This window comes from Klebsiella sp. JN_Kp126 (genome assembly GCF_033843325.1).
Taxonomy (GTDB): domain Bacteria; phylum Pseudomonadota; class Gammaproteobacteria; order Enterobacterales; family Enterobacteriaceae; genus Klebsiella; species Klebsiella michiganensis.
The window spans coordinates 17,578-44,129 of the sequence record NZ_JAWXQV010000052.1; the positions used below are offsets into that span (position 1 = coordinate 17,578).

General features: G+C 56.2%; 24 protein-coding genes. 13 read left to right on the forward strand and 11 right to left on the reverse strand.

The window, feature by feature from the left end; all coding sequences use genetic code 11:
- Window positions 1–99: 99 nt before the first annotated feature.
- From fur to ybfF, 4 genes are all read right to left on the reverse strand, one after another.
- The gene (gene fur / locus SIK97_RS10375; RefSeq protein ID WP_004130476.1) at window positions 100–552 is read right to left on the reverse strand and encodes a ferric iron uptake transcriptional regulator; all 453 of its coding nucleotides are present in this window, start codon (window positions 550–552) and stop codon (window positions 100–102) included.
- Between the two features lie 291 nt (window positions 553–843).
- Window positions 844–1,374: a flavodoxin FldA gene (gene fldA, locus SIK97_RS10380; RefSeq protein WP_004100234.1), complete on the reverse strand. Its 531-nt coding sequence runs from the start codon at window positions 1,372–1,374 to the stop codon at window positions 844–846.
- Between the two features lie 149 nt (window positions 1,375–1,523).
- The gene (gene ybfE / locus SIK97_RS10385; protein WP_004848855.1) at window positions 1,524–1,817 is read right to left on the reverse strand and encodes a LexA regulated protein; all 294 of its coding nucleotides are present in this window, start codon (window positions 1,815–1,817) and stop codon (window positions 1,524–1,526) included.
- A gap of 133 nt (window positions 1,818–1,950) precedes the next feature.
- A complete protein-coding gene (gene ybfF / locus SIK97_RS10390; RefSeq protein ID WP_014837821.1) occupies window positions 1,951–2,724 on the reverse strand; it encodes an esterase in 774 nt (257 codons plus the stop codon).
- Window positions 2,725–2,908: 184 nt separating this feature from the next.
- Between ybfF and seqA the strand changes: the two genes are divergently transcribed.
- From seqA to araD, 11 genes are all read left to right on the forward strand, one after another.
- On the forward strand, window positions 2,909–3,457 hold the full coding sequence (seqA, locus tag SIK97_RS10395) for a replication initiation negative regulator SeqA (protein ID WP_057173513.1): 549 nt from the start codon (window positions 2,909–2,911) through the stop codon (window positions 3,455–3,457).
- Window positions 3,458–3,488: 31 nt separating this feature from the next.
- On the forward strand, window positions 3,489–5,129 hold the full coding sequence (pgm, locus tag SIK97_RS10400) for a phosphoglucomutase (alpha-D-glucose-1,6-bisphosphate-dependent) (RefSeq protein WP_014228422.1): 1,641 nt from the start codon (window positions 3,489–3,491) through the stop codon (window positions 5,127–5,129).
- Window positions 5,130–5,185: 56 nt separating this feature from the next.
- A complete protein-coding gene (locus SIK97_RS10405) occupies window positions 5,186–5,605 on the forward strand; it encodes a hypothetical protein (RefSeq protein ID WP_057173515.1) in 420 nt (139 codons plus the stop codon).
- A 322-nt stretch (window positions 5,606–5,927) separates the two neighbouring features.
- Window positions 5,928–6,725, forward strand: a complete 798-nt coding sequence (locus SIK97_RS10410; protein WP_057173517.1) for a DeoR/GlpR family DNA-binding transcription regulator — start codon at window positions 5,928–5,930, stop codon at window positions 6,723–6,725.
- Window positions 6,726–6,841: 116 nt separating this feature from the next.
- Window positions 6,842–7,915, forward strand: a complete 1,074-nt coding sequence (locus SIK97_RS10415) for an alcohol dehydrogenase catalytic domain-containing protein (RefSeq protein ID WP_049104015.1) — start codon at window positions 6,842–6,844, stop codon at window positions 7,913–7,915.
- Window positions 7,916–8,195: 280 nt separating this feature from the next.
- Window positions 8,196–9,062: an ABC transporter substrate-binding protein gene (locus SIK97_RS10420; protein ID WP_014228426.1), complete on the forward strand. Its 867-nt coding sequence runs from the start codon at window positions 8,196–8,198 to the stop codon at window positions 9,060–9,062.
- Window positions 9,063–9,167: 105 nt separating this feature from the next.
- Window positions 9,168–10,652: a sugar ABC transporter ATP-binding protein gene (locus SIK97_RS10425; protein WP_032750108.1), complete on the forward strand. Its 1,485-nt coding sequence runs from the start codon at window positions 9,168–9,170 to the stop codon at window positions 10,650–10,652.
- Window positions 10,653–10,719: 67 nt separating this feature from the next.
- Window positions 10,720–11,649, forward strand: coding sequence for an ABC transporter permease (locus tag SIK97_RS10430; protein WP_046878552.1), 930 nt, complete (start codon window positions 10,720–10,722; stop codon window positions 11,647–11,649).
- Window positions 11,650–11,676: 27 nt separating this feature from the next.
- A complete protein-coding gene (locus SIK97_RS10435) occupies window positions 11,677–13,155 on the forward strand; it encodes an FGGY-family carbohydrate kinase (protein WP_032748732.1) in 1,479 nt (492 codons plus the stop codon).
- Complete coding sequence (locus tag SIK97_RS10440; RefSeq protein WP_032748734.1) at window positions 13,152–14,051, forward strand: L-ribulose-5-phosphate 3-epimerase; 900 nt, start codon at window positions 13,152–13,154, stop codon at window positions 14,049–14,051. Before SIK97_RS10435 ends, SIK97_RS10440 begins: the two co-directional genes overlap by 4 nt.
- Window positions 14,041–14,736 (forward strand): L-ribulose-5-phosphate 4-epimerase, encoded by a 696-nt coding sequence (gene araD / locus SIK97_RS10445; protein ID WP_032748736.1) that lies wholly within the window; start codon window positions 14,041–14,043, stop codon window positions 14,734–14,736. The genes SIK97_RS10440 and araD overlap by 11 nt, the downstream gene beginning before the upstream one ends.
- A 109-nt stretch (window positions 14,737–14,845) precedes the next feature.
- On the opposite strand, the gene kdpE is transcribed toward araD, so the two are convergent.
- From kdpE to kdpF, 6 genes are read right to left on the reverse strand one after another with little or no spacing between them, the layout of a single operon-like run.
- Entirely contained in the window at window positions 14,846–15,523 is a 678-nt protein-coding gene (gene kdpE, locus SIK97_RS10450; RefSeq protein WP_014837830.1) for a two-component system response regulator KdpE, read from the reverse strand.
- Entirely contained in the window at window positions 15,520–18,207 is a 2,688-nt protein-coding gene (kdpD, locus tag SIK97_RS10455) for a two-component system sensor histidine kinase KdpD (protein ID WP_032748737.1), read from the reverse strand. The genes kdpE and kdpD overlap by 4 nt, the downstream gene beginning before the upstream one ends.
- Before the next feature lie 2 nt (window positions 18,208–18,209).
- Window positions 18,210–18,785: a potassium-transporting ATPase subunit KdpC gene (kdpC, locus tag SIK97_RS10460; protein ID WP_025106377.1), complete on the reverse strand. Its 576-nt coding sequence runs from the start codon at window positions 18,783–18,785 to the stop codon at window positions 18,210–18,212.
- 10 nt (window positions 18,786–18,795) lie between these two features.
- Window positions 18,796–20,844: a potassium-transporting ATPase subunit KdpB gene (gene kdpB, locus SIK97_RS10465; RefSeq protein WP_004848888.1), complete on the reverse strand. Its 2,049-nt coding sequence runs from the start codon at window positions 20,842–20,844 to the stop codon at window positions 18,796–18,798.
- 21 nt (window positions 20,845–20,865) lie between these two features.
- A complete protein-coding gene (gene kdpA / locus SIK97_RS10470; protein WP_032748739.1) occupies window positions 20,866–22,545 on the reverse strand; it encodes a potassium-transporting ATPase subunit KdpA in 1,680 nt (559 codons plus the stop codon).
- Window positions 22,545–22,634, reverse strand: a complete 90-nt coding sequence (gene kdpF, locus SIK97_RS10475; RefSeq protein ID WP_077254487.1) for a K(+)-transporting ATPase subunit F — start codon at window positions 22,632–22,634, stop codon at window positions 22,545–22,547. Before kdpF ends, kdpA begins: the two co-directional genes overlap by 1 nt.
- A 309-nt stretch (window positions 22,635–22,943) precedes the next feature.
- Between kdpF and SIK97_RS10480 the strand changes: the two genes are divergently transcribed.
- Window positions 22,944–23,150 carry a DUF2517 family protein gene (locus SIK97_RS10480; RefSeq protein ID WP_004848892.1) on the forward strand — a complete coding sequence of 69 codons (207 nt, stop codon included), beginning with the start codon at window positions 22,944–22,946 and terminating at the stop codon, window positions 23,148–23,150.
- Window positions 23,151–23,394: 244 nt separating this feature from the next.
- Window positions 23,395–24,843 (forward strand): deoxyribodipyrimidine photo-lyase, encoded by a 1,449-nt coding sequence (gene phrB / locus SIK97_RS10485; protein ID WP_032748743.1) that lies wholly within the window; start codon window positions 23,395–23,397, stop codon window positions 24,841–24,843.
- On the opposite strand, the gene dtpD is transcribed toward phrB, so the two are convergent.
- Window positions 24,806–26,287, reverse strand: coding sequence for a dipeptide permease DtpD (gene dtpD / locus SIK97_RS10490; protein WP_032694307.1), 1,482 nt, complete (start codon window positions 26,285–26,287; stop codon window positions 24,806–24,808). The two genes, phrB and dtpD, sit on opposite strands and share 38 nt — an antisense overlap.
- Between the last annotated feature and the right edge of the window lie 265 nt (window positions 26,288–26,552).

Here is a 26,552-nt window from a genome sequence, read left to right on the forward strand (position 1 = left end):
GACAGTAAACGTATTGCAGCGCGAGAGAAAGAGGCGGCAGATTCCGGGCAAAAAAAAGCCAACCTTCAGGTTGGCTTTTGGCGGTATACGATGCGGTGATTATTTTTCTGCCGCGTCGTGGGCATGTTCATCTTCGCGGCAGTCGCCTTCTGCGCAGTGGCCGTACAGGTACAGGCTGTGGTTAGTCAGGCGAATACCGTGCCTTGCGGCAATTTCACGCTGGCGCGCTTCAATGGAATCATCGCTAAATTCGATCACTTTGCCGCAGTCGAGGCAAATCAGGTGATCGTGATGATGCTGCTGCGTCAGTTCAAAAACGGATTTACCGCCTTCGAAATTATGACGGGTGACGATGCCGGCGTCGTCGAACTGGTTCAGTACGCGGTAGACGGTGGCCAGGCCAATCTCTTCACCCATATCAATCAGGCGTTTGTATAAGTCTTCCGCACTGACATGATGGTTATCCGGTCCTTGCAGCACTTCCAGGATTTTTAATCTCGGAAGCGTCACTTTCAGGCCAGCTTTCTTTAATGCGGTATTGTTGTCAGTCATGCGGAATCTGTCCTGTTGCTAAACGATCTACTTCCTTCAGCGGAAGTAATACAGAGAATCACCCGATGTAATGCGTCTCATTATAGAACTGCCATGGTGAAATGAAAACTGCAAGCATCGGGCCTTGTATGCTGTCAAAAACGAGGCACTCGCTACAAAGTGCTTCACGCGACCCCGTTAAATCAGAGGACATTGTACAGATATGTGATTAAAAGTTAAAAACTTGTAGCTATAACTTTGATTGCTTTTATCTATCAATTCGGCGAAACCTGATGATTACGCCGTTCAGACTCAGGCATTCTTGATTTCTTCGAGGTGCAGCTCTTCAGAAATCTGTTTTACCCATTTTTCCACGCGTTCGTTAGTCAGCTCAGGCTGACGGTCTTCGTCAATGGCCAGGCCAACAAAGTGATCGTCATCGGCCAGGCCTTTAGAGGCTTCAAAATGGTAGCCGGCGGTCGGCCAATGGCCAACGATAGTTGCGCCGCGCGGTTCGATGATATCGCGGATAGTCCCCAGCGCATCACAGAAGTATTCAGCATAGTCCTCCTGATCGCCACAGCCAAACAGAGCCACCAGTTTGCCATTGAAATCGATCTCTTCCAGCGTCGGGAAAAAATCGTCCCAGTCGCACTGGGCTTCGCCGTAGTACCAGGTGGGAATGCCGAGCAGCAGGATATCGTGAGCTTCCAGATCCTCTTTGCTGCTTTTGGCAATGTCGTGAACATCAGCAACGTCTTTACCAAGCTGCTTTTGGATCATTTTTGCAATATTTTCGGTGTTGCCGGTGTCGCTGCCAAAAAAGATGCCGATGATTGCCATGAGTAAAATAACCTCTTGAAACTTAATGATGTGGTAGTGGCGTAATGCCCGCAGATAGGGGCAATGATAGCAGAACTGAGAAGGGCGCGGAAACAGCAATCACGCCCAACTGCACACTCTGCTACACGAAAGCTTATTTTTTGAGGGTTTTAGGCTTTATCCTGGCCGCGCAGGGCTGCCAGCTGGTTCATCAGCATCTCTTCGATGAGATCGCTGCGGTTCATGTTACGGGCTTCGGCCAGCTCATTAAGCGCATCGACAGCATCGGCATTGAGCTTTAGCTCCACGCGCTTCAGACCGCGACTCTTATCGCGTTTAAGCTGATTGCGTTTGTTGATGCGCAGCTGTTCATCGCGCGAAAGCGGATTCGTTTTCGGTCTACCCGGCCGACGCTCAGTTGCGAACAAATCTAATGTCGTACGGTCCGTTTGTTCTTTTGCCATGATTCAGAGTGACTTCGGGGGAAACAAGCTATCGGGCATAGCCGACGCAGACAGCGCGCCATAATACATCAGGCGACGGGCTGCGCCAACGGCCGCGGGCATTAAGCCGCGCGGTCGAGTATATTTTAGGCAGTTACGCGGCGATAGAGGTCAAATAACGACGGATCGCGCGGATAACGGCCTCCGGTTTTTCTGCATGCACCCAGTGCCCGGCGCCGGCGATAACGTGCGCGCGCGCCTGGGGAAACTGAGCTAATAAAGTCTCGCGGTAGGCATCGGTGACGTAGGGGGAGTTGCCGCCCGGAATAAACAGCGCCGGATGCGGCCAGGGCGGAACGGTTTGCCAGCCGACGATATTATCGTACTGCTCCCACAGCACCGGTACGTTAAACCGCCACTGGCCGTCCACGAAAGATTTTAACAGAAACTGAATCACGCCCTCTTCGTTAAGGTGCTGGCGCATGACCGTCGCCGCCTGCTGACGCGTAGCGGCCCCCGCGTCGGTGACGGCATTGATGGCGGCGAAGATTTCATCATGGCGGCGGACGTGATAATCCACCGGGGCGATATCAATGGCGACCAGGCCCGCGATGCGCTCCGGGGCCAGCGCGCTCAGCGCCATCACCGCTTTACCGCCCATTGAGTGACCAATAAAGGTGGCTTTCTCAATCTGTGATTCATTGAGAATATCAAGCAGATCCTGGGCCATCGCGGGATAGGTCATGTCAGGCGAGCGTGGCGAAAGGCCGTGGTTTCGCATGTCGACCTGGATAATATCGCGATCGAGAACCAGATCGCGGGCGAGGATCCCAAGATTATCCAGGCTGCCAAAAAGGCCGTGGACCAGGACGATAGGGGGATTATTGTGCGGATTCTGTGCAGATTGCGCTCGGCTATTTAATTTCATGGCAAAGTTCTTTTTTTCGCTCCGTCGGGTTAGGGTATTATGTTGGACATTCTGCCATCCGGCTGCAAGACCCGGAAGATATCCGAGTTTTACCGCCATCCTGGTTTGACGCTATCCGCGGTTGGGATTTGTCCCTATAATCCCGACAACTTGTATTCAGAAAAAGATATCGCACTGGATTAAGATGAAAACAATTGAAGTTGATGATGAACTCTATAGCTATATTGCCAGCCACACCAAGCATATTGGCGAGAGCGCATCCGACATTTTACGGCGCATGTTGAAGTTTTCCGCCGTTTCCCAGCCTGTCGTACCGGTAGCGAAAGCCGCTCCGGCCCCTGCGCCAACGCCTGTCGTTGAAGTGAAACCCGCTAATCCTCTGAAAGATAAAGTTCGCGCCATGCGTGAGCTGCTGTTATCTGATGAGTACGCTGAACAAAAGCGCGCGGTAAACCGTTTCATGCTGGTTCTGACCACCCTCTACGCCTTAGACAGCAAAGCGTTTGCCGAGGCGACCGAGTCCCTGCACGGGCGCACCCGCGTTTATTTCGCTGAGGATGAACGCACGCTGCAGAAAAACGGTAATCAGACGAAACCTAAGCAGGTACCGGGAACGCCGTGGTGGGTCATTACAAATACCAATACCGGTCGCAAATGCAGCATGATCGAACATATCATGCAGTCAATGCAGTTCCCTGCGGAATTGATCGAAAAGGTTTGCGGTACGATCTAGTTAGTTAACTTTGCACCAGAAGGATCAGGCAATGGCAATCGATAAGCGCGCGGGTCAACCTGCGCAACAGAGTGATTTGATTAACGTCGCCCAACTGACTGCCCAGTACTATGTGCTGAAGCCGGAAGTTGGCAACGCGGAACATGCAGTGAAGTTTGGCACCTCCGGTCACCGCGGCAGCGCGGCGCGCCACAACTTCAACGAGCAGCATATTCTGGCGATTGCTCAGGCAATTGCTGAAGATCGCGCGAAGAACGGGATCACCGGCCCATGCTATGTCGGTAAGGACACTCACGCACTCTCCGAACCGGCTTTCATTTCCGTACTGGAAGTGCTGGCGGCGAACGGCGTTGACGTCATCGTTCAGGAAAACAACGGCTTCACCCCGACGCCGGCGATTTCCAATGCGATTCTGGTGCACAACAAGAAGGGCGGCCCGCTGGCTGACGGTATTGTTATCACGCCGTCCCACAACCCGCCGGAAGACGGTGGTATCAAGTACAACCCGCCTAACGGTGGCCCGGCGGATACCAACGTGACTAAGGTAGTAGAGAATCGCGCCAACGAACTGCTGGCTGCCGGTCTGCAGGGCGTGAAGCGTATTTCTCTTGATGCGGCGCTGGCCTCCGGCCACGTCACAGAGCAGGATCTGGTGCAGCCGTTTATTGAAGGGCTGGCGGATATCGTCGATATGGCGGCGATCCAGAAAGCCGGACTAACGCTGGGCGTCGATCCGCTGGGCGGCTCCGGTATCGAATACTGGAAGCGTATCGCTGAGCATTACAATCTCAACCTGACCATCGTTAACGACCACGTCGATCAGACCTTCCGCTTTATGCACCTCGATAAAGACGGCGCAATCCGCATGGACTGCTCCTCCGAGTGCGCGATGGCGGGCTTGCTGGCGCTGCGCGACAAGTTTGACCTGGCCTTCGCCAATGACCCGGATTACGACCGTCACGGTATCGTCACGCCGGCCGGGTTAATGAACCCGAACCACTACCTGGCGGTGGCGATTAACTACCTGTTCCAGCATCGCCCGCAGTGGGGCAAAGATGTGGCTGTCGGTAAAACCCTGGTCTCCTCGGCGATGATTGACCGCGTAGTCAACGATCTGGGGCGCAAACTGGTGGAAGTACCGGTTGGCTTTAAGTGGTTTGTTGACGGCCTGTTTGACGGCAGCTTCGGCTTCGGCGGCGAAGAGAGCGCGGGGGCGTCGTTCCTGCGCTTTGACGGCACGCCGTGGTCTACCGACAAAGACGGCATCATCATGTGCCTGCTGGCGGCGGAAATCACCGCAGTCACCGGCAAAAACCCGCAGCAGCACTACGACGAGCTGGCAGAGCGCTTTGGCGCGCCAAGCTACAACCGTCTGCAGGCTTCCGCGACGTCTGCCCAGAAAGCGGCGCTGTCTAAGCTCTCTCCGGAAATGGTGAGCGCCAGCACCCTGGCAGGCGATCCGATTACCGCGCGTCTGACCGCGGCGCCGGGCAACGGGGCGGCGATTGGCGGTCTGAAGGTGATGACCGACAACGGCTGGTTCGCCGCGCGTCCGTCAGGTACCGAAGATGCCTATAAAATCTACTGCGAAAGCTTCCTCGGCGCTGAACATCGTCAGCAGATTGAGAAAGAAGCGGTAGAGATTGTCAGCGAAGTGTTGAAAAACGCGTAATTGACCGCACGATAAACAGGCCCTTTTCAGGGCCTGTTTTTTTCGCAGGGATAGCGATGAATCTGGAACGAAAGAAGGTTTTTTGGTTTTGGGGTGGGATGGATCTCTTTTATCTCTTGCAGTTTATTGGCTGGAACATCTACCGCCGGCGAGTACCGCTTTACGACGATATCCTCTCATTTTTACCGCTGCTGCAAACCTGGGGCTCCGCGGCCGCCTGGCTGTTTACCCTTCATTTTATTCTGACTATCAGCATTCCCGCGTCGATGATTCTCTTCTGGCGCCAGAGCCGCTATGCGCCGTGGCTGGCCTATGCGCAGACGCCGCTGCGTCTGGCCTTTATGCTCCCGTCGCTTTCGCTGGTGGTCTGGCTGGCGCAGGCGGTGGCGTTGAAAAGCGCGGCCTTCTTTATTGCTCTGCTGCTGGTCTCAGAGGCGGCAAAAGTCGTGACACTATGGCGATGCCGCAAGGTTTGACGTTATGTGTTATCCAGACGGCACAGGCCTGGCGGATATTACGCTGACTGAATCGGGCATAAACGGGTATTATTGCTTTGACCGGGTTTGCCCGTTTTAGCGAATATACGGCTAAAGCAAACGAACAATCACGGCTAATTCTGCGATTTTAATCACAAATTTATTCCATCCAAAATGAAAGTTGCCTCATATATATGATCAACTTCAAACTAAAAAAAGCTAAAAACTTGTTTTGATTTTGTATGATTTATGTCACTTACTGATATGGACGATTTTGTTATATTTATGTCATTAAATCCTGAATGCTTTCTTGAGAACGTCTATGTTACAAGTTAAACGTCATTCATTAATTGTGGAATATGTCGTAGAAAAAGGATGCGCCAGAGTTAATGAGCTCTCACAGATATTCGGTGTATCTCCAGAAACCATTCGCCGGGATTTAACCGCGCTGGCGAGAAATAAAAAAATAGTTCGCAGCTTTGGCGGTGCAATGATTTCTGAAAATAACGCATCATTTTTAGCTGCCGATACGCCGACAAATCACGGGAACTTTGTCGATAAAGCCGAGGCCTTTATTAAGCGCACCAAAGAGCAGCCGGAACGTAAGATGCGTATTGCTAAAGGCGCGCTGCAGTTTATTCATGAGCATGAGTGCATTATCATGGATAATAGCAGCTCCTGCTGGTTTTTAGCGCGCCAGCTGCCTGACATCGAGCTGACCGTGATTACCAATTCTTTGAATATTATTCAAACCTTAGCCTGTCGTAAGAAAATAAGAATAGTCAGCGTTGGGGGTGAATATTCTGAGCGCCACGGTGATTTTCACGGTCCGGTCGCCGAGTTCATTATCAACAACTTTAAGGTCAATAAGCTGTTTTTTTCTTGCCAGGGTCTCGACGTCGGGCTGGAAATAAAAGACAGCAATGAAGTCAACGTCCGGCTGAAGCAGGAGATGCTGAAAGTTGCCGATCAAAAAATCCTGATGGTCGATAGCAGTAAGTTTGAACGCTATTCACTCTATAAAATATGCGATCTGGCGGATATTGATGTGTTGATCACTAACGAATTACCAGCTGATACCTATCGCCAGCACCAGGTACATATTGTCGAGACTAAATAGCCGCTCTGCCAGATATTCTACCGGCATTACTATTGAATAGCCCTTGTGCCCGATGGAGGGGTATTGCGCCAGCAATACCATCCCTCTTCATTATTTATCCGAAAAAGAGGTTTACGATGGAACAATTACCTGAAGATATGAAAGCGGTTGTCTGCCATGGTCCCCAGGATTATCGCTTTGAGAAAATTCCCCGCCCGGTCGCCAAAGAAAAGGAAGTGGTCATTAAGGTTGACGGGTGTGGAATCTGCGCCGGCGACTGCAAGGCCCAGGACGGCGCGCCGATGTTCTGGGGCGATAATCCGTGGGTGAAAACGCCGGTGGTGCCCGGCCATGAGTTTTACGGTCGGGTTGCCGAATTAGGTCCGGGCTCCGCTGAAAAATATCAATTAAAAATTGGCGATCGCATCCTGGCTGAACAGATTGTCCCCTGCCATGAGTGCCGTTTCTGTAAAACCGGCAAATACTGGATGTGCGAAACCCATGATATTTACGGCTTTCAGAAAAATGTTGCCGATGGCGGTATGGCTGAATATATGCGTTTCTCCGAGCGCGCGATTATTCACAAAATTCCTGAATCATTAAGCGAAGAAGATGCCGCGCTGATCGAACCTATGGCCTGCGCAATCCACACGGTACGCCGCGGAGATATCGAACTGGATGATGTGGTTGTTATCGCCGGCGCCGGGCCGCTGGGGCTGTGTATGGTGCAGGTCGCTCATCTGAAAACGCCGAAGAAACTGGTGGTCATCGACACGATGGACGACCGCCTGGCGCTGGCGAAAGCGTTTGGCGCCGACGTGGTCATCAATGCGGCGCAAGAGGACGCCATCGCTATCGTAAAATCCATGACCGATGGCTACGGCTGCGATGTGTATATCGAAGCGACGGGCGCCCCTATCGGCGTGACCCAGGGTCTGGAGATGATTCGTAAGCTGGGACGCTTCGTTGAGTTCAGCGTGTTTGGTAAAGAAACGACCGCCGACTGGTCGATTATTGGCGACCGTAAAGAGCTGGATATCCGCGGCGCGCATCTGGGGCCTTACAGCTATGAAATCGCCATCGATCTCTTTGCGCGCGGTCTGCTGACCGCCAAAGGCGTGGTGACGCATTTCTATTCTATTGATGAGTGGAAAGCCGCTTTTGAGATGGCTAAATCGCTCGATTCGATTAAGGTCGTCATTAAGCCATAAATTTTTTAACTAGCTAAGTTCGCCATTTTTAATTATTACGCAAATGACCGCTGATGGCTGTTCATTAAATACTGGATTTCAATCATGGGGATAACTGAGAACAATATCAGTGGCTTCTGGCTATCTGCCAGCGGCGTATTTATTGCTCAGTATATCAGGCAGCATCCGTACCATGAAAACGCTGATAAATAAATTTTATTTCTCAGCGCATTACTCAATAAGGAGATAGTGAATGCCTGTAAAATTTAAGACTAAAGCAATACTCTCAGGACTTCTTGCGATGAGCATGGTTGCCTGCGTTAATGCCAAACCTTTGACTATCGGTATGTCGTTCCAGGAATTGAATAACGAATATTTCGTCACCATGAAAGAGTCGCTTGAGCAGTCGGCAAAAGATATTAACGCCACCGTCTATACAGCGGATGCGGCGCATGATGTTTCCAAGCAGATTAGCGACGTTGAGGATATGCTGCAAAAGAAAATAGATATTTTGCTGATTAACCCAGCTGATAGCGTCGGTGCGGAAACCGCCGTGCTGGCCGCTAAAAAAGCCGGCGTGGTGGTGGTGGCGATAGATGCTCAGGCTAATGGCCCGATAGATTCTTTTGTCGGCTCAAAAAACTATGATGCGGGCTTTATTGCCGGAGAACACTTAGCCAAAGCGCTGGGTGATAAAGGCAACGTAGCGATTCTCGACGGGATTCCGGTGGTACCTATTCTGGAGCGCGTGCGCGGCTTTGAAGATGCGATGAAAAAGCATCCCAATATTAAAGTGATTACCAAACTGAATGGTAAACAAGAGCGCGATACCTCCATGAGCGTGACGGAAAATATGCTGCAATCCAACCCGACGCTCAACGGTATTTTTAGCGTGAATGATGTTGGCTCACTCGGCGCTCTGGCGGCGATTCAGGCATCAGGGCGCGATGTGAAGCTGGTGAGCGTTGATGGTTCTCCGGAAGCGGTCGCTGAAATTGCTAAAGGTAATACGCCGTTTATTGCCACCGCCGCTCAGTTCCCGCGCGATCAGCTGCGTATTGGTTTAGGTATTGCCCTGGCCAAACATTGGGGGGCGAATATTCCTAAAGAGATCCCTGTTGATGTGAAGCTTATCGATAAAACCAACGCCAAAGATTTCCACTGGTAATCGCATTATTACGCCATAGCGGCTCTCGCTTATTCAGGTGAGCCGTGCCGGATTCTTATTAAAGTATGGCTCGCTATTTTATCGAGCCATTATGGAGCGATGTTTATGCCCAGCTTACTGGAAGTCAAAAACGTCAGTAAAAGCTTCCCCGGGGTCAAGGCGCTGGATAATGTCAATGTCACCCTTGGCCGAGGGGAGGTGCATGCTTTATTAGGTGAAAACGGTGCGGGTAAATCGACGTTAATGAAAATCCTTTGCGGGATATATCAACCTGACGCCGGTAATATTTTTATTGACGGTAAGCAGCAGCATTTTCATAACTATCGTGACGCGATTGCCTGCGGCGTAGGGATTATCTTTCAGGAGTTTTCTCTTATTCCCTATCTGAACGCTTATGAGAATATTTTCCTTAATCGCGAAAAGGTAAATCGTTTTGGCCTGCTAGATCGTAAAGCGATGCGCCGCGAGGCGTTACGCATTTTTAAAGATCTTGGCGTGACCCTCGATCCCGATGAGCAAATTTGCCATCTCAGCGTCGCCGAACAGCAGTTCGTGGAAATTGCCAAAGCGCTGTCGCTGGATGCGCGAATTCTCATTCTGGATGAACCCACCGCGACCTTAACCCCGAGCGAGGCGGAGCATCTTTTCCGCGTGATGCGCGATTTAAAGGCCAAAGGCGTCGGGATGTTCTTTATCTCACACCATCTTGAGGAGATATATGAGATCTGCGACAGCCTGAGCATTCTCCGCGACGGCAAATATATCGGGTCGGCAAAGGTCGACAATATCGACATCGCCGAGATGATCCAGATGATGGTCGGCCGTGAGGTGGAGAATATCTATCCCGAGCGGCGGACGCTGGCGCATGATGAGATACTGCTGGAGGCCGAAATTCAGCTTACCGAGAGTAGCCAGCTCAATCGGCTGACGCTGCGCAAAGGGGAGATCCTGGGCCTCGCCGGGCTGGTGGGGTCGGGGCGTTCCGAAGCGATCCTGGCCCTGACCGGCGCGGATAAATGCTTCAAAAAGCGCGTCCGCCTGGCCGGAAAAGAGGTGACGATAAAATCCACCGACCGGGCTCTGCGTTTGGGCATTGGTCTGTTGCCGGAAAGCCGCAAAACGCAGGGACTGGTGCTGCCTTTTTCGGTCAAAGACAATATCTGGCTTAACAAACACGCCTGCCAGTTCTCGCTTATCCGCGATAACGAAGAGCGCCTGACCGCCGAGCGCTTAATTAGTCACGTTGGCGTGAAAACGCCGGATGCCGGGACCGCGGTGGGGACGTTGAGCGGCGGTAACCAGCAGAAAGTCGTTATTTCCCGTTGGTTGAATCATGATGTCAATATTCTTATTTTTGACGAACCGACTCGCGGTATTGATGTCGGAGCGAAATCAGAAATCTATCAGATTATGCGCGACCTCACTGCCCAGGGTATTTCAATAATTATGATTTCATCTGAGCTACCAGAGGTGATTGGCGTTAGCGACCGGGTAATGGTTTTTCGCGACGGGAATATTGTTGCCGAACTCGAGAACGACCAAATCAATTCCACTGTGATTATGCTGCACGCTGCCGGTAATATTATTTAGGGAGTATTAAATGAGTAATGAAAACGTGTCATTAGCGCTCGCCGCATCTCCTGATAAAAATAAAAAGATGCTCCATGGTTTATTAAAAATGCCCGCGTTCCTGCCGTTTGTTGGTCTGGTACTCCTGTTCTCCTGTATGGCTATTTTTAATGACTACTTTTTAACGGTCGATAACTTATCGACCGTCGCTCGTCAGGTCTCGATTAATGCCATCATTGCCATTGGGATGACCTTTGCCATTCTGACCGGCGGGATCGACCTCTCCGTCGGCGCGGTCATGGCCCTGGCCGGTACCCTGATGGCGGGATTAATGAAGTACTATGGTTTAGATCCGTGGTTAGCCATTCTTATCGGTCTGTGCTCCGGCGTCGCCTTTGGCGCGCTGAACGGCTTTTTAACCGCCTACGGTAAAATGCCGCCGATTATCGTGACCCTCGGGGCAATGATTATTGCGAAGGGGCTGGCGCTGATCTATACCGGCGGCTACCCCATCTCCGGCTTACCGGATTCATTCGCTTTTTGGGGCCGTGAATATCTGTTCGGTATTCAGGTGCCTATTATTCTGATGGTGGTTTTATATCTCATCTTTTATATCGTCCTGAATCATATGCCGTTTGGTCGCTATGTTTATTCCCTCGGCGGTAATGAAGAAGCGGCGCGCCTGAGCGGCCTGCGGGTGAAATATTATAAATTGCTGGTTTACGTGATCAGCGGTTTTACCGCCAGTTTTGCCGGTCTTATTTTCACCTCGCGGGTGATGAGCGGCCAGCCGAATGCCGGCGTCGGATTTGAACTGGATGCCATTGCCGCCGTGGTGCTCGGCGGGGCATCCATTGCCGGCGGCCGCGGAATGATTATCGGCACCCTGATTGGCGCCATGATGCTCGGCGTACTGAATAATGGTTTAAACCTTCTGGGGATCTCACCTTACGTTCAGTACGTGGTGAAAGGGCTTATTATTTGGGGCGCCACCTTTATTAGCTCAGCCAGACGTTAACTTATTTTAAATATGAGGCGAAGGGATATGAATTTTATCGGGGTTGATATCGGTGGTACGGTCACCAAAGCCGGTATATATAATGAGTTAGGGCAAGAGATTCACGTGGCGTCGCAATATGCGCAGGTATTATCCGAACAGCCGGGCTTTACCGAGCGGAACATGCATGAGCTATGGGACACCGTTTGCAGCGTGATAAAAAAAGTGCTGTATGAAAGCCAGGTGCCGCCGCTAAGCATCGGCGGGATCGGTTTCTCCTCGCACGGCAAAGGGCTCTACGCGATTGACAAAAAAGGCGAGCCGGTGCGCAACGGGATTATCTCATCCGATACCCGGGCGCTGGCGTTTGTCAAAAAATGGTATCGCGAAGGTATAGACAAGCTGGCATACCCAAAAGGATTGCAGCAGCTGTGGACCGGACATCCGGTGTCGCTACTGGCGTGGCTGAAAGCGCATGAGCCGGCCAATTACGACAGGATCGACGCCGTTTTAATGGTGCACGACTACGTTCGTTTCCGCCTGACCGGCGAGGCGACGGCGGAGATCACCAATATTTCCGGCAGCAATTTTTATAACCAGTTTACCTCCCGCTATGACCGCGACATGATGGCGCTGTTTGGCATTGAGGAAGTGGCGGATAAAACCGCGCCGGTGGTGAACTCGACGGACTGCGTGGGCCACATTACCCTGCAGGCCTCGCTGGATTGCGGTTTGTGCCCGGGGACGCCGGTTTTCGGCGGCTTTTTCGACGTGGTGGCCTCCGCCGTCTCCTCGGGGATTGACCGGGCGGATACCCTGAGCGCGGTAGCCGGCACCTGGAGTATCGCCACCTCGGTGACGGATAGCATTATTGCCAGCGACTTTCCCTACATCTGGGGGAAATACTGCATTCCGGGCAAATACTTCGTTCACGAGGGCAGCCCCACTTCGGCGAGCAATCTCTCCTGGTTTGTGAAGCAGTTTTTCCCTGACGATGACCGCTGCTACGACCATTTCGAAAGCTGGATCGCGCAAGATACCGACAGCAGCCTCATTTTTTTACCCTATTTGTTCGGTTCCAATCTGGCGATGGATCTGCCCGGCGCGCTGGTGGGCCTCGCGGGGCATCATACGAAAAAGGATATTATTGCGGCTATCTATCGCGGCATCGTTTTTTCTCACCTGGTGCATCAGGACCGCATTATTGAACTCAATCGGGATATTCAAAAAATTCGCTTTACCGGCGGGCCGAGCCAGTCGAGAGGCTGGACGCAGATGTACGCCGATGCGGCCAATCTTCCGCTGGAAGTGGTGGATATCGAACAGGCCGGCTGTCGAGCCGCCGCGCTGTGCGCCGCGGCCGGCAGCGGCGCCTACGCTAACTTCAGCGAAGCGATTGCCGCCACGCAGCCCGAGGTGGTCTGCTATCAACCCGACAGCAATCGGCATCAGCAGCTGCGTGAAGGCTACGCCCGTTACTTAGCGGTCGCGCAAAGCCTCTCCAGGGCGACGGGAGCGGCGCAATGAAACCCAGACTTGGCATCTACGAAAAAGCGCTCCCCGCGGCGCTGGACTGGCCGAAACGCTTTGAAATGGCGGCGGGCCTGGCGTTTGATTTTATTGAAATCTCCGTTGACGAAAGCCCCGAGCGCCAGGCCAGGCTGCGCTGGAACCGGGGGCAGCGGCTGGCGTTCGTGGCCGACAAAATTAACAGCGGCATTGATGTGCCGAGCATGTGCCTCTCCGCGCACCGCAGCCATCCCTTTGGTAGCGTCAATCGCGATACCCGGCTTAAGGCGCGGGAACTGATGCTTGATGCGCTGGATTTTGCCAGCCACGTCGGCATTCGCAACATCCAGCTGGCAGGCTATGACGTCTATTACGAATCCTCTTCGGCGCAGACCCGGGAATACTTTATCGAGGGCATCAACTGGGCGGTGGCCGAAGCGGCGAAAGCGCAGGTGATGCTGTCAATGGAGATTATGGATACCGCCTTTATGAGCAATATCTCCCGCTGGCTGGATCTTGAACGGAAGGTTTGCAGCCCGTGGTTTTGCGTCTACCCGGACGTTGGCAACTTAAGCGCCTGGCAAAACGACGTTCCCGAAGAGTTGAGGAAGGGCATTCATAAAATCACCGCCATTCATTTGAAGGATACCCAGCCCGTTTCCCACGCTTCGCTGGGGCAGTTCCGCGATGTGCCATTCGGGACCGGCTGCGTCGATTTTACCGAGATATTTCGTACGCTCTCGGCGCTGAACTATCGCGGCGCCTGGCTGATTGAGATGTGGGCCAAAAATGACGGGCGGGACAGCGAGAGAATCGCCGACGCTAAAGCGTGGCTAACGGATAAATACCAGCAGGCGTTTCGCCCGCCTCAGTATGAAGGCATTGTGAATTCAGGAGTGAAGTATGTTGGATAACCTCAAGCAGGCGGTTCTTGACGCCAATCTGGCGCTGCCGAAATTTCATCTTGTGACCTTTACCTGGGGCAACGTCAGCGGTATCGATCGCGAGGCCGGGCTGGTGGTAATCAAACCCTCCGGCGTGGAATACGCCGTGATGACGGCCGAGGATATGGTGGTGGTGGAGCTGGCGACCGGCAGGGTGGTGGAGGGGCGCTATAAGCCCTCGTCGGATACGCCGACCCATCTGGAGCTGTATAAGGCGTTTAGCGGCGTGGGCGGAATTGTGCACACCCATTCGCGCCACGCGACGATTTGGGCGCAGTCGGGCAGGCCGCTGCTGGCGATGGGCACCACTCACGCCGACTATTTTTATGGGCCGATCCCCTGTACCCGCCCGCTCAGCGATGTTGAAATCCGCGGTGATTATGAAACCAATACCGGTCACGTGATTATTGAAACGCTGGGCGCGCAGCATACCGATCCGCTCAGCGTGCCCGCCGCGCTGGTCCACGGCCACGGCCCGTTTGCATGGGGAAAAGATCCGGCGAACGCGGTGCATAATGCGGTGGTGCTGGAGGAGATTGCCTATATGAATATGTGGACCCGTCAGCTGAGCATTGACGAACAGCCGGTCTCTGCCACGCTGCTGGATAAACACTATTTGCGTAAACACGGGGCAGGGGCCTACTACGGACAATAATCGCCTGCCTTCCCCGGATTGCGGCGTAAACGCCTTATCCGGGCTACCGGCCCGCAGTCGACGGTGAACACGTAGCCCGGCTAAGCGAAGCGCGAGCCGGGGACAACGGCTAGGGCATAAACCGATAGCCGATCCCCGTTTCGGTCAGCAAATGCTGCGGACGCGCCGGATCGGCCTCCAGCTTTTGCCGCAGGTGCCCCATATAAATGCGCAGATAGTGGCTGTGCTCCACCGCATTCGGCCCCCAGACCTGATTGAGCAGCTGCCGCTGGGTCAGCACCTTGCCGGGATTATTGAGCAGTACCGCCAGCAGGCGAAATTCAATCGGCGTCAGGTGGATCTCCTGATCGCCGCGTACGATGCGGCGGGCGGGGATATCAACATCAATATCGGCAAAACGCACCTGCGGTTCGTCGGCCTGGGCGCCGGCATGGCGGCGCATCGCCACCCTCAGCCGCGCCTGCAGCTCGCCAATACCAAAGGGTTTACTGAGATAGTCATCGGCACCAGCGTCAAGCGCGGCGATTTTGTCCTGCTCCTCGGTGCGCGCCGACAGCACGATAATCGGCATCTGGCTCCACTGGCGAACCTCGCGAATAAACGCGTTGCCGTCACCATCGGGTAGTCCAAGATCGAGAATGGTTAAATCCGGCTTGCGGGTCGCGGCTTCGATCAGCCCGCGCTGCAGGGTCTCCGCTTCAAATACGCGCATGCCGTCGGCTTCCAGCGCGGTGCGCAGAAAGCGGCGGATAGCATTTTCGTCTTCAACGATCAGAACGTTAATCACATTTCCTCGGCTAACTCTTCCAGTTCAGGGGGCGTTTCCCTCGGCAGTGTAACACGGAAGCAGGCGCCGCCCTGCGGGCGCGTCGCGGCGCTAATGGTCCCGCCGTGCACCTCAACGATCGCCTGGCAAATGGCCAGCCCCAGCCCGACGCCGGGGATCGCCGACTCTTTATTGCCGCGAGCGAATTTATCAAAGATAGCCTGTTCTTGCCCGGTGGGGATACCCGGTCCGTTATCCCATACCTCAAGCACTAAAGTGTGCGGATCGACGTCCGCGGTAATGCCGATTTGCGCCTGTGCTCCCGCGTATTTCACCGCATTTTCCAGAAGATTAATCAGTACCCGCTCAAAAAGCGGACCGTCGACGTGAACCAGCAGTAGCGGGTCCGGCAGCGCAAGCTGAATATGCCGCCCGCCGAGCCCCGGCTCCAGCATACGCAGCGCGCTGCCGACGACCTCTTCCAGGGTTAGCCACTCTTTATGCAAATTAAAGCCGCCGGACTGGATCCGCGCCATATCCAGCAGATTATTCACCAGGCGGGTGGTATTGAGCACGTGCTGGCGTATCTCGTTGGCCTGCGGCGCGTGCTTCGATCCTTCGCTGGCGAGATCGAGCGTCAGGATTTCCGCCTGGCCAAACAGCACCGTAAGCGGAGTCCGTAGATCGTGGGACAGCGCCGCCAGCAGCGAGTTGCGCAGGCTTTCCCGTTCGCTGTTCAGCCGGGCCTGCTCTTCGCTGGCGGTGAGCGCCAGCCGTTCCAGAGCGCTGGCGACCAGCAGGGTGAAGGTTTCCAGCAGGCGCTGCTGTTCGGGGATCATCAGCTGGCGCAGGTTGGCCGGCTCCACGACCAGCAGTCCCCAGGTGCGGGTGGCGCTTTTCAGCGGCAGGATCTGGTAGGGCACTCCGGGAAGCGTATCGGTGCCCGCACCGGCGGGTTGTCCTTTATCAAAGCTCCAGCGGGCAATCGCGTCATCCCAGGTGATTGCCGCCGCGGGCTTTGTCAGCGGCGTGAGTCTTAATGTTTCATCGGGCAGCAGCAGCTGGCTGCGCGCCTGAAACGTTGAGGCGATAAACCGCTCGCTGGTGGCGGCGATATCTTCACGACTGCGGCCCACCGCCAGCGCTTTTGACATTTCGTACAGATGCCGGGTGCGCTGTTCACGATAGCGCGCCACCCGCGCCTGGTAGCGTACGCCGGCGGTGAGGTTGCCGATAAGCAGCCCGACGGTCAACATCACGCCAAAGGTCAGCAGATACTGCACGTCAGAAACCGCCAGCGTGCCGCGCGGCGCGACAAAAAACAGGTCGAAGCTGACCACGTTAATCACCGTCGCCAGTACCGACGGCCAGCGGCCGTACAGAAGGGCGATAATCACCACGCCGAGCAGGTACAGCATCACCAGGTTGGCGGCCTCAAAGGCCATCAGCCACTGCATGGCGACGACGGTAATAACCGCGCACAGGGCGATGGCGACGACGCACCCCTGGAGCTGCAAACGCCATTTTTCCATCGCCGACCGGCTATCGCTGGCGCGCGCCGGCAGGGAGGCGGCCTTTTCATCCAGCGCGATCACCACCAGGTCGAGATCCGGCGCGTGACGGGCCAGGCGATCGGCGAAGCCACTGCGATCCCACCAGCGCCTTTTCTGCTGGCGGCCAATCACTATCTTGCCGAGATTATGTTCGCGGGCGTAGTGGAGAACGGCCTTCTCTTCAGAAGGATCGGCGAGGGTGGCGGTTTCCGCGCCCAGCTCCTGCGCCAGCCTGAGCGCGGCGAGAATCGCCCGCCGTTTCGCCTCCGGCAGGCGGTGCAGAGAGGGGGTTTCAACATACACCGCATGCCAGACGCTCCCCAGCCGGGCCGCCAGCCGGGCGGCGGCGCGGACCAGCTTTTCGCTGCCGGTGTTATGGCCGATGCACAGCAAAATGGCGTCGCGGGTATGCCAGACCTTTTCCTGGCCCTGACGGTCGCGCCAGGCGCGCATCTGCTCATCGACCCGATCGGCGGTACGGCGCAGCGCCAGCTCGCGCAGGGCGATGAGGTTGCCCTTGCGAAAGAAGTTCTCGATGGCCCGCTCGGCCTGGCCGCCGATATAGACTTTTCCCTCATTGAGCCGCTGACGCAGATCGTCGGGGGGCAGGTCCACCAGCACCACATCGTCGGCGGCGTCGAAAAACGGATCCGGGACGGTTTCGCGAACCTGCACGCCGGTGATGCCGCTGACGACATCGTTCAGGCTCTCGAGGTGCTGGACGTTAACGGTGGTAAATACGTCAATGCCGGCTTCCAGCAGCTCTTCGACGTCCTGCCAGCGTTTAGGATGACGCGAGCCGGGCGCGTTGCTGTGCGCCAGCTCATCGACCAGAATCAGCGCCGGGCGACGGGCCAGCGCGCCGTCAAGGTCAAACTCCTTTACGTAGCGCCCGCGGTGGGAAAGGCGGCGCTGGGGCAGGGTACTGAGCCCCTCAAGCATTGCGGCCGTCTCTTTGCGTCCGTGGGTTTCCGCCACGCCAATCAGAATATCCAGCCCCTGGGCGCGCAGCCGCTGCGCTTCCGCCAGCATCGCCCAGGTTTTACCGACCCCGGCGCAGGCGCCAAAAAATATCTTTAGCTTACCGCGATGCGGGGCGGCGGCGTGTTGCAGCAGACGGTCAGGGTCCGGACGCAGCGGCTCGTCACTCATTTTTACTTATCCTTCAGGGCATCCAGCGACATATTCAGCTGCAGTATATTTACCACAGGTTGGCCGAGAAAACTGAGCAACGGTTTTTGCGTTGCCTCGTTCACCAACTGCGTGACTTGCTCCACGCTAAGCTGGCGCGCTTTGGCGACGCGCGGCGCCTGCCACAGAGCGGCGGCAGGCGTCAGACTGTAATCCAGTCCGCTCGCCGAGGCGGTCACCAGCTCCACCGGAACCGTTGCGCTGGCGTCCGGATTGGCGGCGCGCAGGGTCTGCACCCGTTCGCTGATGGCTTTGTCCAGCGCCGGATTGCTGGCGGCGAGGTTGCTGCCGCCGGACGCCAGCGGGTTATCAGGCATCTCCGCCGTCGCGGAAGGGCGGCCCTGGAAGTAGCCCGGCGCGGTAAAGTTCTGCCCGATAAGGCGGGAACCGCGCACTTCGCCGTCAATCCGCACCAGCGAGCCGTTGGCCTGCTGCGGGAACCACCACTGTCCCAGCGCGGTGGTTAACAGCGGATAGACGCCGCCGGTGAGCAGCGTTAACAGAATAAACAGCACAACAGCAGGACGAATGAATGACATGGTTTTTTCCTCACAGCAGCCCGGTCAGGGTCAATAACAGGTCGATCGCTTTGATACCGATAAAGGGCACCAGCAGTCCGCCCAGGCCGTAGACCCACAGGTTGCGGCGCAGCATCGCCGAGGCCGTCAGCGGCTTATAGCTCACGCCCTTCAGCGCTAGCGGGATCAGGAAGATGATAATCAGCGCATTAAAAATCACCGCGCTCAGGATCGCCGAAGAAGGCGAGTGCAGATGCATCACGTTAAGCATCGCCAGCGGCGGATAGACGGCGGCAAAGGCGGCCGGAATGATGGCAAAGTACTTCGCCACGTCGTTGGCGATACTGAAAGTGGTTAACGAACCGCGGGTCATCAGCATCTGTTTACCGATATGTACGACCTCGATCAGTTTGGTGGGGTTAGAGTCGAGATCCACCATATTGCCCGCCTCTTTCGCCGCCTGGGTACCGGAGTTCATCGCAACCGCCACGTCGGCCTGCGCCAGCGCCGGGGCGTCGTTGGTACCGTCGCCGGTCATCGCCACCAGCCGTCCTTCCGCTTGATACTGGCGGATCAACGCCAGCTTGGCCTCCGGCGTCGCTTCGGCGAGAAAGTCGTCCACGCCCGCTTCCGCGGCAATAGCGGCGGCGGTCAGGCGGTTATCGCCGGTGATCATCACCGTCTTAATCCCCATTTTACGCAGCTGGGCAAAACGCTCTTTGATGCCGCCTTTGACGATATCTTTCAGCGAGATAATCCCCAACACGCGTTCGCCTTCGGCGACCACCAGCGGCGTAGCGCCAAGACGCGCCACGTCTTCAACCTGTTTATCGACGTCGGCCGGGAAGTGGCCGCCGTTGGCCTCAACGTGGCGGCGAATGGCATCCACGGAACCTTTGCGGATCATCCGCTGGTCGATGTTGATGCCGCTCATCCGGGTCTGGGCGGTAAACGGCACGAAGGTGGCATGCAGCGATTGCAGATCGCGCTCGCGCAGATTAAAGCGCTGTTTTGCCAGCACCACGATGCTGCGGCCTTCCGGCGTTTCGTCGGCCAGCGACGACAGTTGGGCGGCATCGGCAAGGGTTTTCTCTTCCACGCCCTGCGCAGGCAGGAATGCCGAAGCCTGGCGGTTGCCGAGGGTAATGGTGCCGGTTTTGTCCAGCAGCAGGACGTCGACGTCGCCCGCCGCTTCAACCGCGCGGCCGCTGGTGGCGATCACGTTCGCGCCGAGCATGCGGCTCATCCCGGCGACGCCGATGGCCGACAGCAGGCCGCCGATAGTGGTGGGGATCAGGCACACCAGCAGCGCCACCAGCACCGTGACGCTGACCGCGTTACCGCTCCAGGCGGAGAAGGGCCAGATGGTGGCGGTGGCCAGCAGGAACACCAGGGTCAGGGCGATAAGCAGGATAGTCAGCGCGATTTCGTTCGGCGTCTTGCGGCGCTGGGCGCCTTCAACCATGGCGATCATCCGGTCAAGGAAGGTTTCGCCGGGGTTGACGCTGCAGCGGATCACCAGCCAGTCGGAGAGAATACGCGTCCCGCCGGTCACCGAGGCGAAGTCGCCGCCGGACTCGCGGATAACCGGCGCGGATTCACCGGTAATGGCGCTCTCATCCACCGACGCGCCGCCTTCGATAACTTCGCCATCGCAGGGAATAATATCCCCCGCTTCGACCAGCACCACGTCGCCTTTACGCAGCTCTTCGGCGGGGACGTGGTCAATTTGCGCATCGTGCTGCGGCGCGCGCAGCTTACGGGCAAAGGCGGTCTTTTTGACCCCTTTGAGGCTGTTAGCCTGCGCTTTACTGCGGCCTTCCGCCATCGCTTCGGCGAAGTTGGCGAACAGGACGGTGAACCACAGCCAGAGACTCACGGCGGCGGTAAATCCGGCGCTGCCGGCGATCTGCCCGCTTGCCATGGCAAGAGCCAGCAGGGTGGTGAGCAGACTGCCAATCCAGACGATAAACATCACCGGGTTACGCCACTGTACGGCAGGGCTCAGTTTTTTCACGGCGTCCAGCAGGGCCTGACGCACCAGCGTCGGCTCCAGCAGGGCTAATGATTTGCGACTCATAACAGGTTGCTCCGCAATCGCTTAAAGTAAGGAAAAGTGTTCCGCCAGCGGGCCGAGCGCCAGCGCGGGAATAAAGGTCAGGGCGCCAACCAACAGCACGGTGCCGATCAGCAGGCCGATAAACAGCGCGTCATGGGTGGCTAGCGTGCCGCTGCCGGCGGGCTGAATTTTCTTCGTTACCAGCGAACCGGCAATCGCCATCACCGGGATAATGACCGCGAAGCGGCCAACCAGCATGCAGAACGCCAGCAGCAGGTTCCAGAACGGCGTCGCCGCGCTGAGGCCGCCAAAGGCGCTGCCGTTGTTGTTGGCCGCCGAGGTGACGGCGTACAGCACTTCGCTGAAGCCGTGCGGCCCGGGGTTGAACATGCCCGCGCGACCGGCTTCGGTCATCATCGCCAGCGCCGTGCCGAGGAGCACCAGCGTCGGGGTCACGAGGATCGCCAGCGCAATCATTTTCATTTCGCGGACGTCAATTTTCTTCCCGAGGTACTCCGGGGTGCGGCCAATCATCAGCCCGGCGATAAATACCGCCAGCATCACGAACAGCAGCATGCCATACAGACCCGAGCCGACGCCGCCGAAGACCACTTCGCCTATCTGCATCAGCCACATGGGGACCATTCCGCCCAGCGCGGTAAAGGAGTCGTGCATGGCGTTGACCGCCCCGCAGGACGCGGCGGTGGTGACCACGGCAAACAGGCTGCTGGCGAGAATACCGAACCGGCTCTCTTTGCCTTCCATATTGATACTGCTGTCGGCGCCAAGGCTCAGCAGATGCGGGTTACCGCGGGTTTCCGCCCACATCACCACCGCCACGCAGACGATGAAGATGAGCGTCATCGCCCATAGAATGGCCCGTCCCTGACGGCGATCGCCCACCACCTCGCCGAAAGCGAAGCACAGCGCCGCCGGGATGAGAAAGATCGCCAGCATCTGCACCAGGTTGGTCAGCGCGGTCGGGTTTTCAAACGGATGCGCTGAGTTGGCGTTAAAGAAGCCGCCGCCGTTAGTACCCAGCATTTTGATCGCTTCCTGTGAAGCCACCGGCCCCATCGGCAGCATCTGGCGTACCCCTTCAAGCGAGGTAAAGCCCTGATTCGGGGCAAAACTCTGCGGCACTCCCTGCTGAATAAAGAACAGCGCGATGAGCAGCGAAATGGGCAGCAGCAGCCAGAGGGTGATGCGGGTCAGATCGACCCAGGCGTTGCCCAGGGTGCTGACTTTCTGCCGGGCGTAAGCGCGGGTAAGGGCAAAGATCACCGCGATGCCGGTGGCGGCGGAGAGGAAGTTTTGCACCGCCAGCCCGGCCATCTGGCTAAGGCTACTCATGGTGGTTTCACCGGCATAGGCCTGCCAGTTGGTGTTGCTGACAAAGCTCACCGCCGTATTCAGCGCCAGGTCCCACGACAGGCCGGGCAGGTGCTGCGGATTGAGCGGCAGCGAGCCCTGGAACATCAGCAGCGTGAACAGGACCAGCAGACCCAGCGCGTTAAACAGCAGAATAGCGAATAAATATTGATACCAGTTCATCTCCTGCGAACGAATGCCCGCCGCCCGCCATAAACCGCGTTCGATACCGGCCAGGCCCGGTAGCGGGGCATCATTGATCATCGTCGCCAGCGCCGTGCCCAGCGGACGAGCCAGGATCATCAGCAGCAGAATAAAGCTCGCGATGAGTAAAAATCCTTGAGCGGCCATCAGAATGCCTCCGCGTGCATCAGGGCATAAACCAGATAAACCAGCAACAGGAACACCAGCGCTACGCCAGCGATTACGCCTGCACTCACAATCCACCTCCGGGTGTCTTTTTGATTTACGAGGAGAATAGGCAGTCGGGCGCAAAGATTTCGCAAAAATCAGCGGCGGGGGTGTAAAAAAAATATAAAAATCGCCAAGACCACAATTTAACTAATGATTAGTATTAATTTAACCTTTTTGTAACTAAGTTACCGGTTGAATGTAAATAAAGGCTAAATACGTGCTTTTTAGTGGTCGGATGAGTAGTAAAATTACAGCCAAAGCGGTACTATTTTAAGCAGAGAAACAGATTAACTTTACCGGCTTTGCTTGCCGGCCTGACAAAGGGGAGAGAAATTATGGCGTTGTACAAAACTTATCCTGCTCATATCATCTTTGCGCGTCGCGCTTTCGCCGTGGCGGCTGGCGTGCTGGCGCTGCCGGTAATGCTGTTCTGGAAAGATCGCGCCCGTTTTTACAGCTGGCTGCACCGCGTGTGGGCGAAAACCAGCGAACAGCCGGTATGGCTGGCGCAGGCTGAAAAAGTCTCCGCAGATTTTTATTAATAACGGTTTATGGCTCAGCGGGCGCGCGCTGCGAAAACGGGCTAATGGCTTGATATCCTGGTTTATTTACCCTGTTTTCCCCGGCACAGCGTGCCAACAGATTACCTTATCATCATGCCGCCGGTTTACCCGGCGGTTTTTTTTTGCCATGAGTGGCTTACACTTATTCACTCCCCGAAGGTTAAGCCTGCGGGAGGGTTAAATATAAGTCGAACTTATCAATTTTCATGATGAAAGGAATGCTATGGCCACCCATCTGGTCTGGTTTCGCGCGGATTTGCGCATCCACGATAACCTGGCGCTCGCCGCCGCCTGCCGCGATCCCCATGCCGAGGTGCTGGGATTATTTATCGCCACGCCAGGGCAATGGCGCCAGCACGGTATGGCGCCGCGCCAGGCGGCGTTTATGGTCAGCCACCTTCACAGCCTGCAAGCGGCGCTGGCCGAAAAGGGGATCCCGCTGCAGATTGAACATGCCGCAGATTTCACCGCCAGCGTGGCGCTGCTCGCCAGCATTTGCCGGCAGCGGCAGGTGACCCATCTGTTTTACAACTACCAGTACGAAATCAATGAACGCCAGCGCGATGCGGCGGTGGAGAAATCCTTAGCGGAGGTGACCTGTCAGGGCTTTGATGACAGCGTTCTGCTGCCGCCGGGCAGCGTACTGACAGGCAGTCGTGAAATGTATAAGGTCTTTACGCCGTTTAAAAATGCCTTTATTCGCCGTTTGCAGGAAGCGCTGCCGGAGTGCGTCGCCGCGCCGAAAGTCCGCGCGGGCGGCCCCATCGCTGCGGCGTCTGAAGTGAAAATAGATTATCCGCAGACGCCATTTGATAGCGAGCTGTTCGCCGCGGATGAAAAAAGCGCCATCGCCCGGCTTCGCGGCTTCTGCCAGCAAAAGGCCGCCGACTATGAGCAGCAGCGCGATCTTCCCGCCATCGAGGGGACCAGCCGACTGTCGCCGTGCCTGGCGGTGGGCGCGCTCTCACCGCGCCAGTGCCTGCACCGTTTGCGGGTTGAGCAGCCGCGGGCGCTGGATGGCGAAGCCGGATCGGTATGGCTCAACGAGCTTATCTGGCGCGAGTTTTATCGTCACCTGATGGTTTACTACCCAAACTTGTGTAAGGGGCGGCCTTTTATCGACTGGACCGATAACGTGGCGTGGCTGGACGATAAATCCGCGCTTCAGGCCTGGCAGCGCGGGCAAACCGGCTTCCCGATTGTCGACGCCGCGATGCGTCAGCTTAATGCGACCGGCTGGATGCATAACCGCCTGCGAATGATTGTCGCCAGTTTTCTGGTGAAAGACCTGCGCATCGACTGGCGGCTGGGCGAGCGCTACTTTATCGAACAGCTTATTGATGGCGATCTGGCGGCGAATAACGGCGGCTGGCAGTGGGCGGCTTCAACGGGTACCGATGCCGCGCCCTATTTTCGTATTTTTAACCCGACGACCCAGGGAGAGCGCTTCGACAAAGCGGGGCAGTTTATTCGTCAATGGCTGCCGGAACTGGCCGGGGTACCTGAAAAAGCGGTGCATCAACCGTGGCTGTGGGCGGAGAAACAGGGCGTAACGCTGGATTATCCGCGCCCGATTGTTGACCACAAGCAGGCGCGGCTGGCGACGCTGGCGGCCTGGGAAGCCGCCAGAGAGCTTAAGACTCCATCGCCAGGCGACGAGTCCGGATCTTAACGGCGTGATACAGCCAGATAGCCAGCACCAGGCCGACGCAGGCCAGCGCGCCCCAGGTTATCTGGCTGAATACCTCAATGTAGGCGTTGATCGAGTAGTTGACGGCCCCGGCGGCATCGAACGACCCCTGCGAGGTTTGATCGGCAATCACGCCTGCCAGATAGTTAGCGATAGCGCCGGAGAGCAGCATATAAATACCGGTCAGCACCCCGGTCACGCCGGGGATCTCAATACGGGTAATCTGCGACATCGCCACCGGGTCGATAAACAGCTCGGCGAAGCCCATCACCGCCAGGCCCAGCACCATCAGCGGCATTGAAGATTGTCCGTAAGCCGCCGACCAGCGTGCGCTGAGGGTCAGGATACAGAAACCGGCGCTCATCAGGCCGAGGCCCAGCGCGAATTTGCCCCAGATACGCACGGTACGGTTGCCGTTAATATTCTCCTTCACCAGCCACGCCAGCACCACCCCACAGAGCATCACTGCAAAGGCGTTCACCGACTGGAACATCGCGGTCGGTATCTCATAGCCCATAAAATGACGATTAACAAAACGGTCGATATAGAGGCTGATGGAGCTGCCGCCCTGCTGCGCAAAGGCCCAGAACAGCAGGCTGAAGCAGGTGAGCACCATAATCAGCCGCAGCTCTTTACGCTGCCTGGCGGTCTCCGCCCGCAGGTAGATCCGCGTCAGTACCGCCAGGCCGATAACCGTCGCCACAATCAGCGCGTAAACCGACCACTCCTGCCAGAACAGCACGGTGATCAGCAGCGGCGCGGCGATCAGCAGCACCAGCAGCCAGCCCCAGTTTGGTAAGACGAAACTCCGCGCCCGCAGCGCTTCGCGATTGACGCCCCGGGTGTGGCGGAAATGGTGATTGCCGCTGAGGAAAATCACCAGCCCGGCGATCATGCCGACGGCCGCCAGCGCGAAGCCCATCGCCCAGCTGTACTCCTCCTGCACGTAGCCGCAGGCGATTGGCGCAACGATAGACCCGACGTTACCCGCCGCGTACATCAGCGAAAAACCGCCGTCGCGGCGCGGGTCGGTGGGTTCATACAGCTCGCCGAGCAGGCAGCTGACGTTGGATTTAAACAGCCCGTAGCCGCAGACAATAATCGCCAGCGACAGATAGAGGAAGGTAGGGGCGATTTCGCTGGCGCCGAGCACCAGATGGCCGATGGCCATCAGCAACGCGCCGAGCATCACCGCCATGCGGTTGCCCAGCAGCTTATCGGCCAGGAAGCCGCCGAGAATCGGCGTGACGTAGACTAAAGAACAGTAGGCGCTGAACAGCGCATAAGCATGATTATCGTCATACTTGAGCTGGTTGGTGAGATAAAGAATCAGCAGCGCGCGCATGCCGTAAAAACTGAAATATTCCCAGATTTGCAGCGCGACGACGTAATAAATCGCCCGCGGCTGTGAGGATTGTGTGTTCATGTAATGCCTTGTCCTGCCGTAAAAAAGAAAGTCGATCTTTCTGCATGAATAGCCATTAACTAGCGATATTCATGGCCTTATGGGCTTTCTGGTTATTTAATATGCTGTAATAGTGCATAAATATACACGAATGCGCGAACGAGGGAGTAGACAAATTGCGGGATTTCGCGAAAAGTCAAAATGGACGGCGAAGCGGCAGAACTATCGACTGACCGGACGGATACCGTTATGTTATTCCTCTGCATAGAACGATGACCTGGTGGAA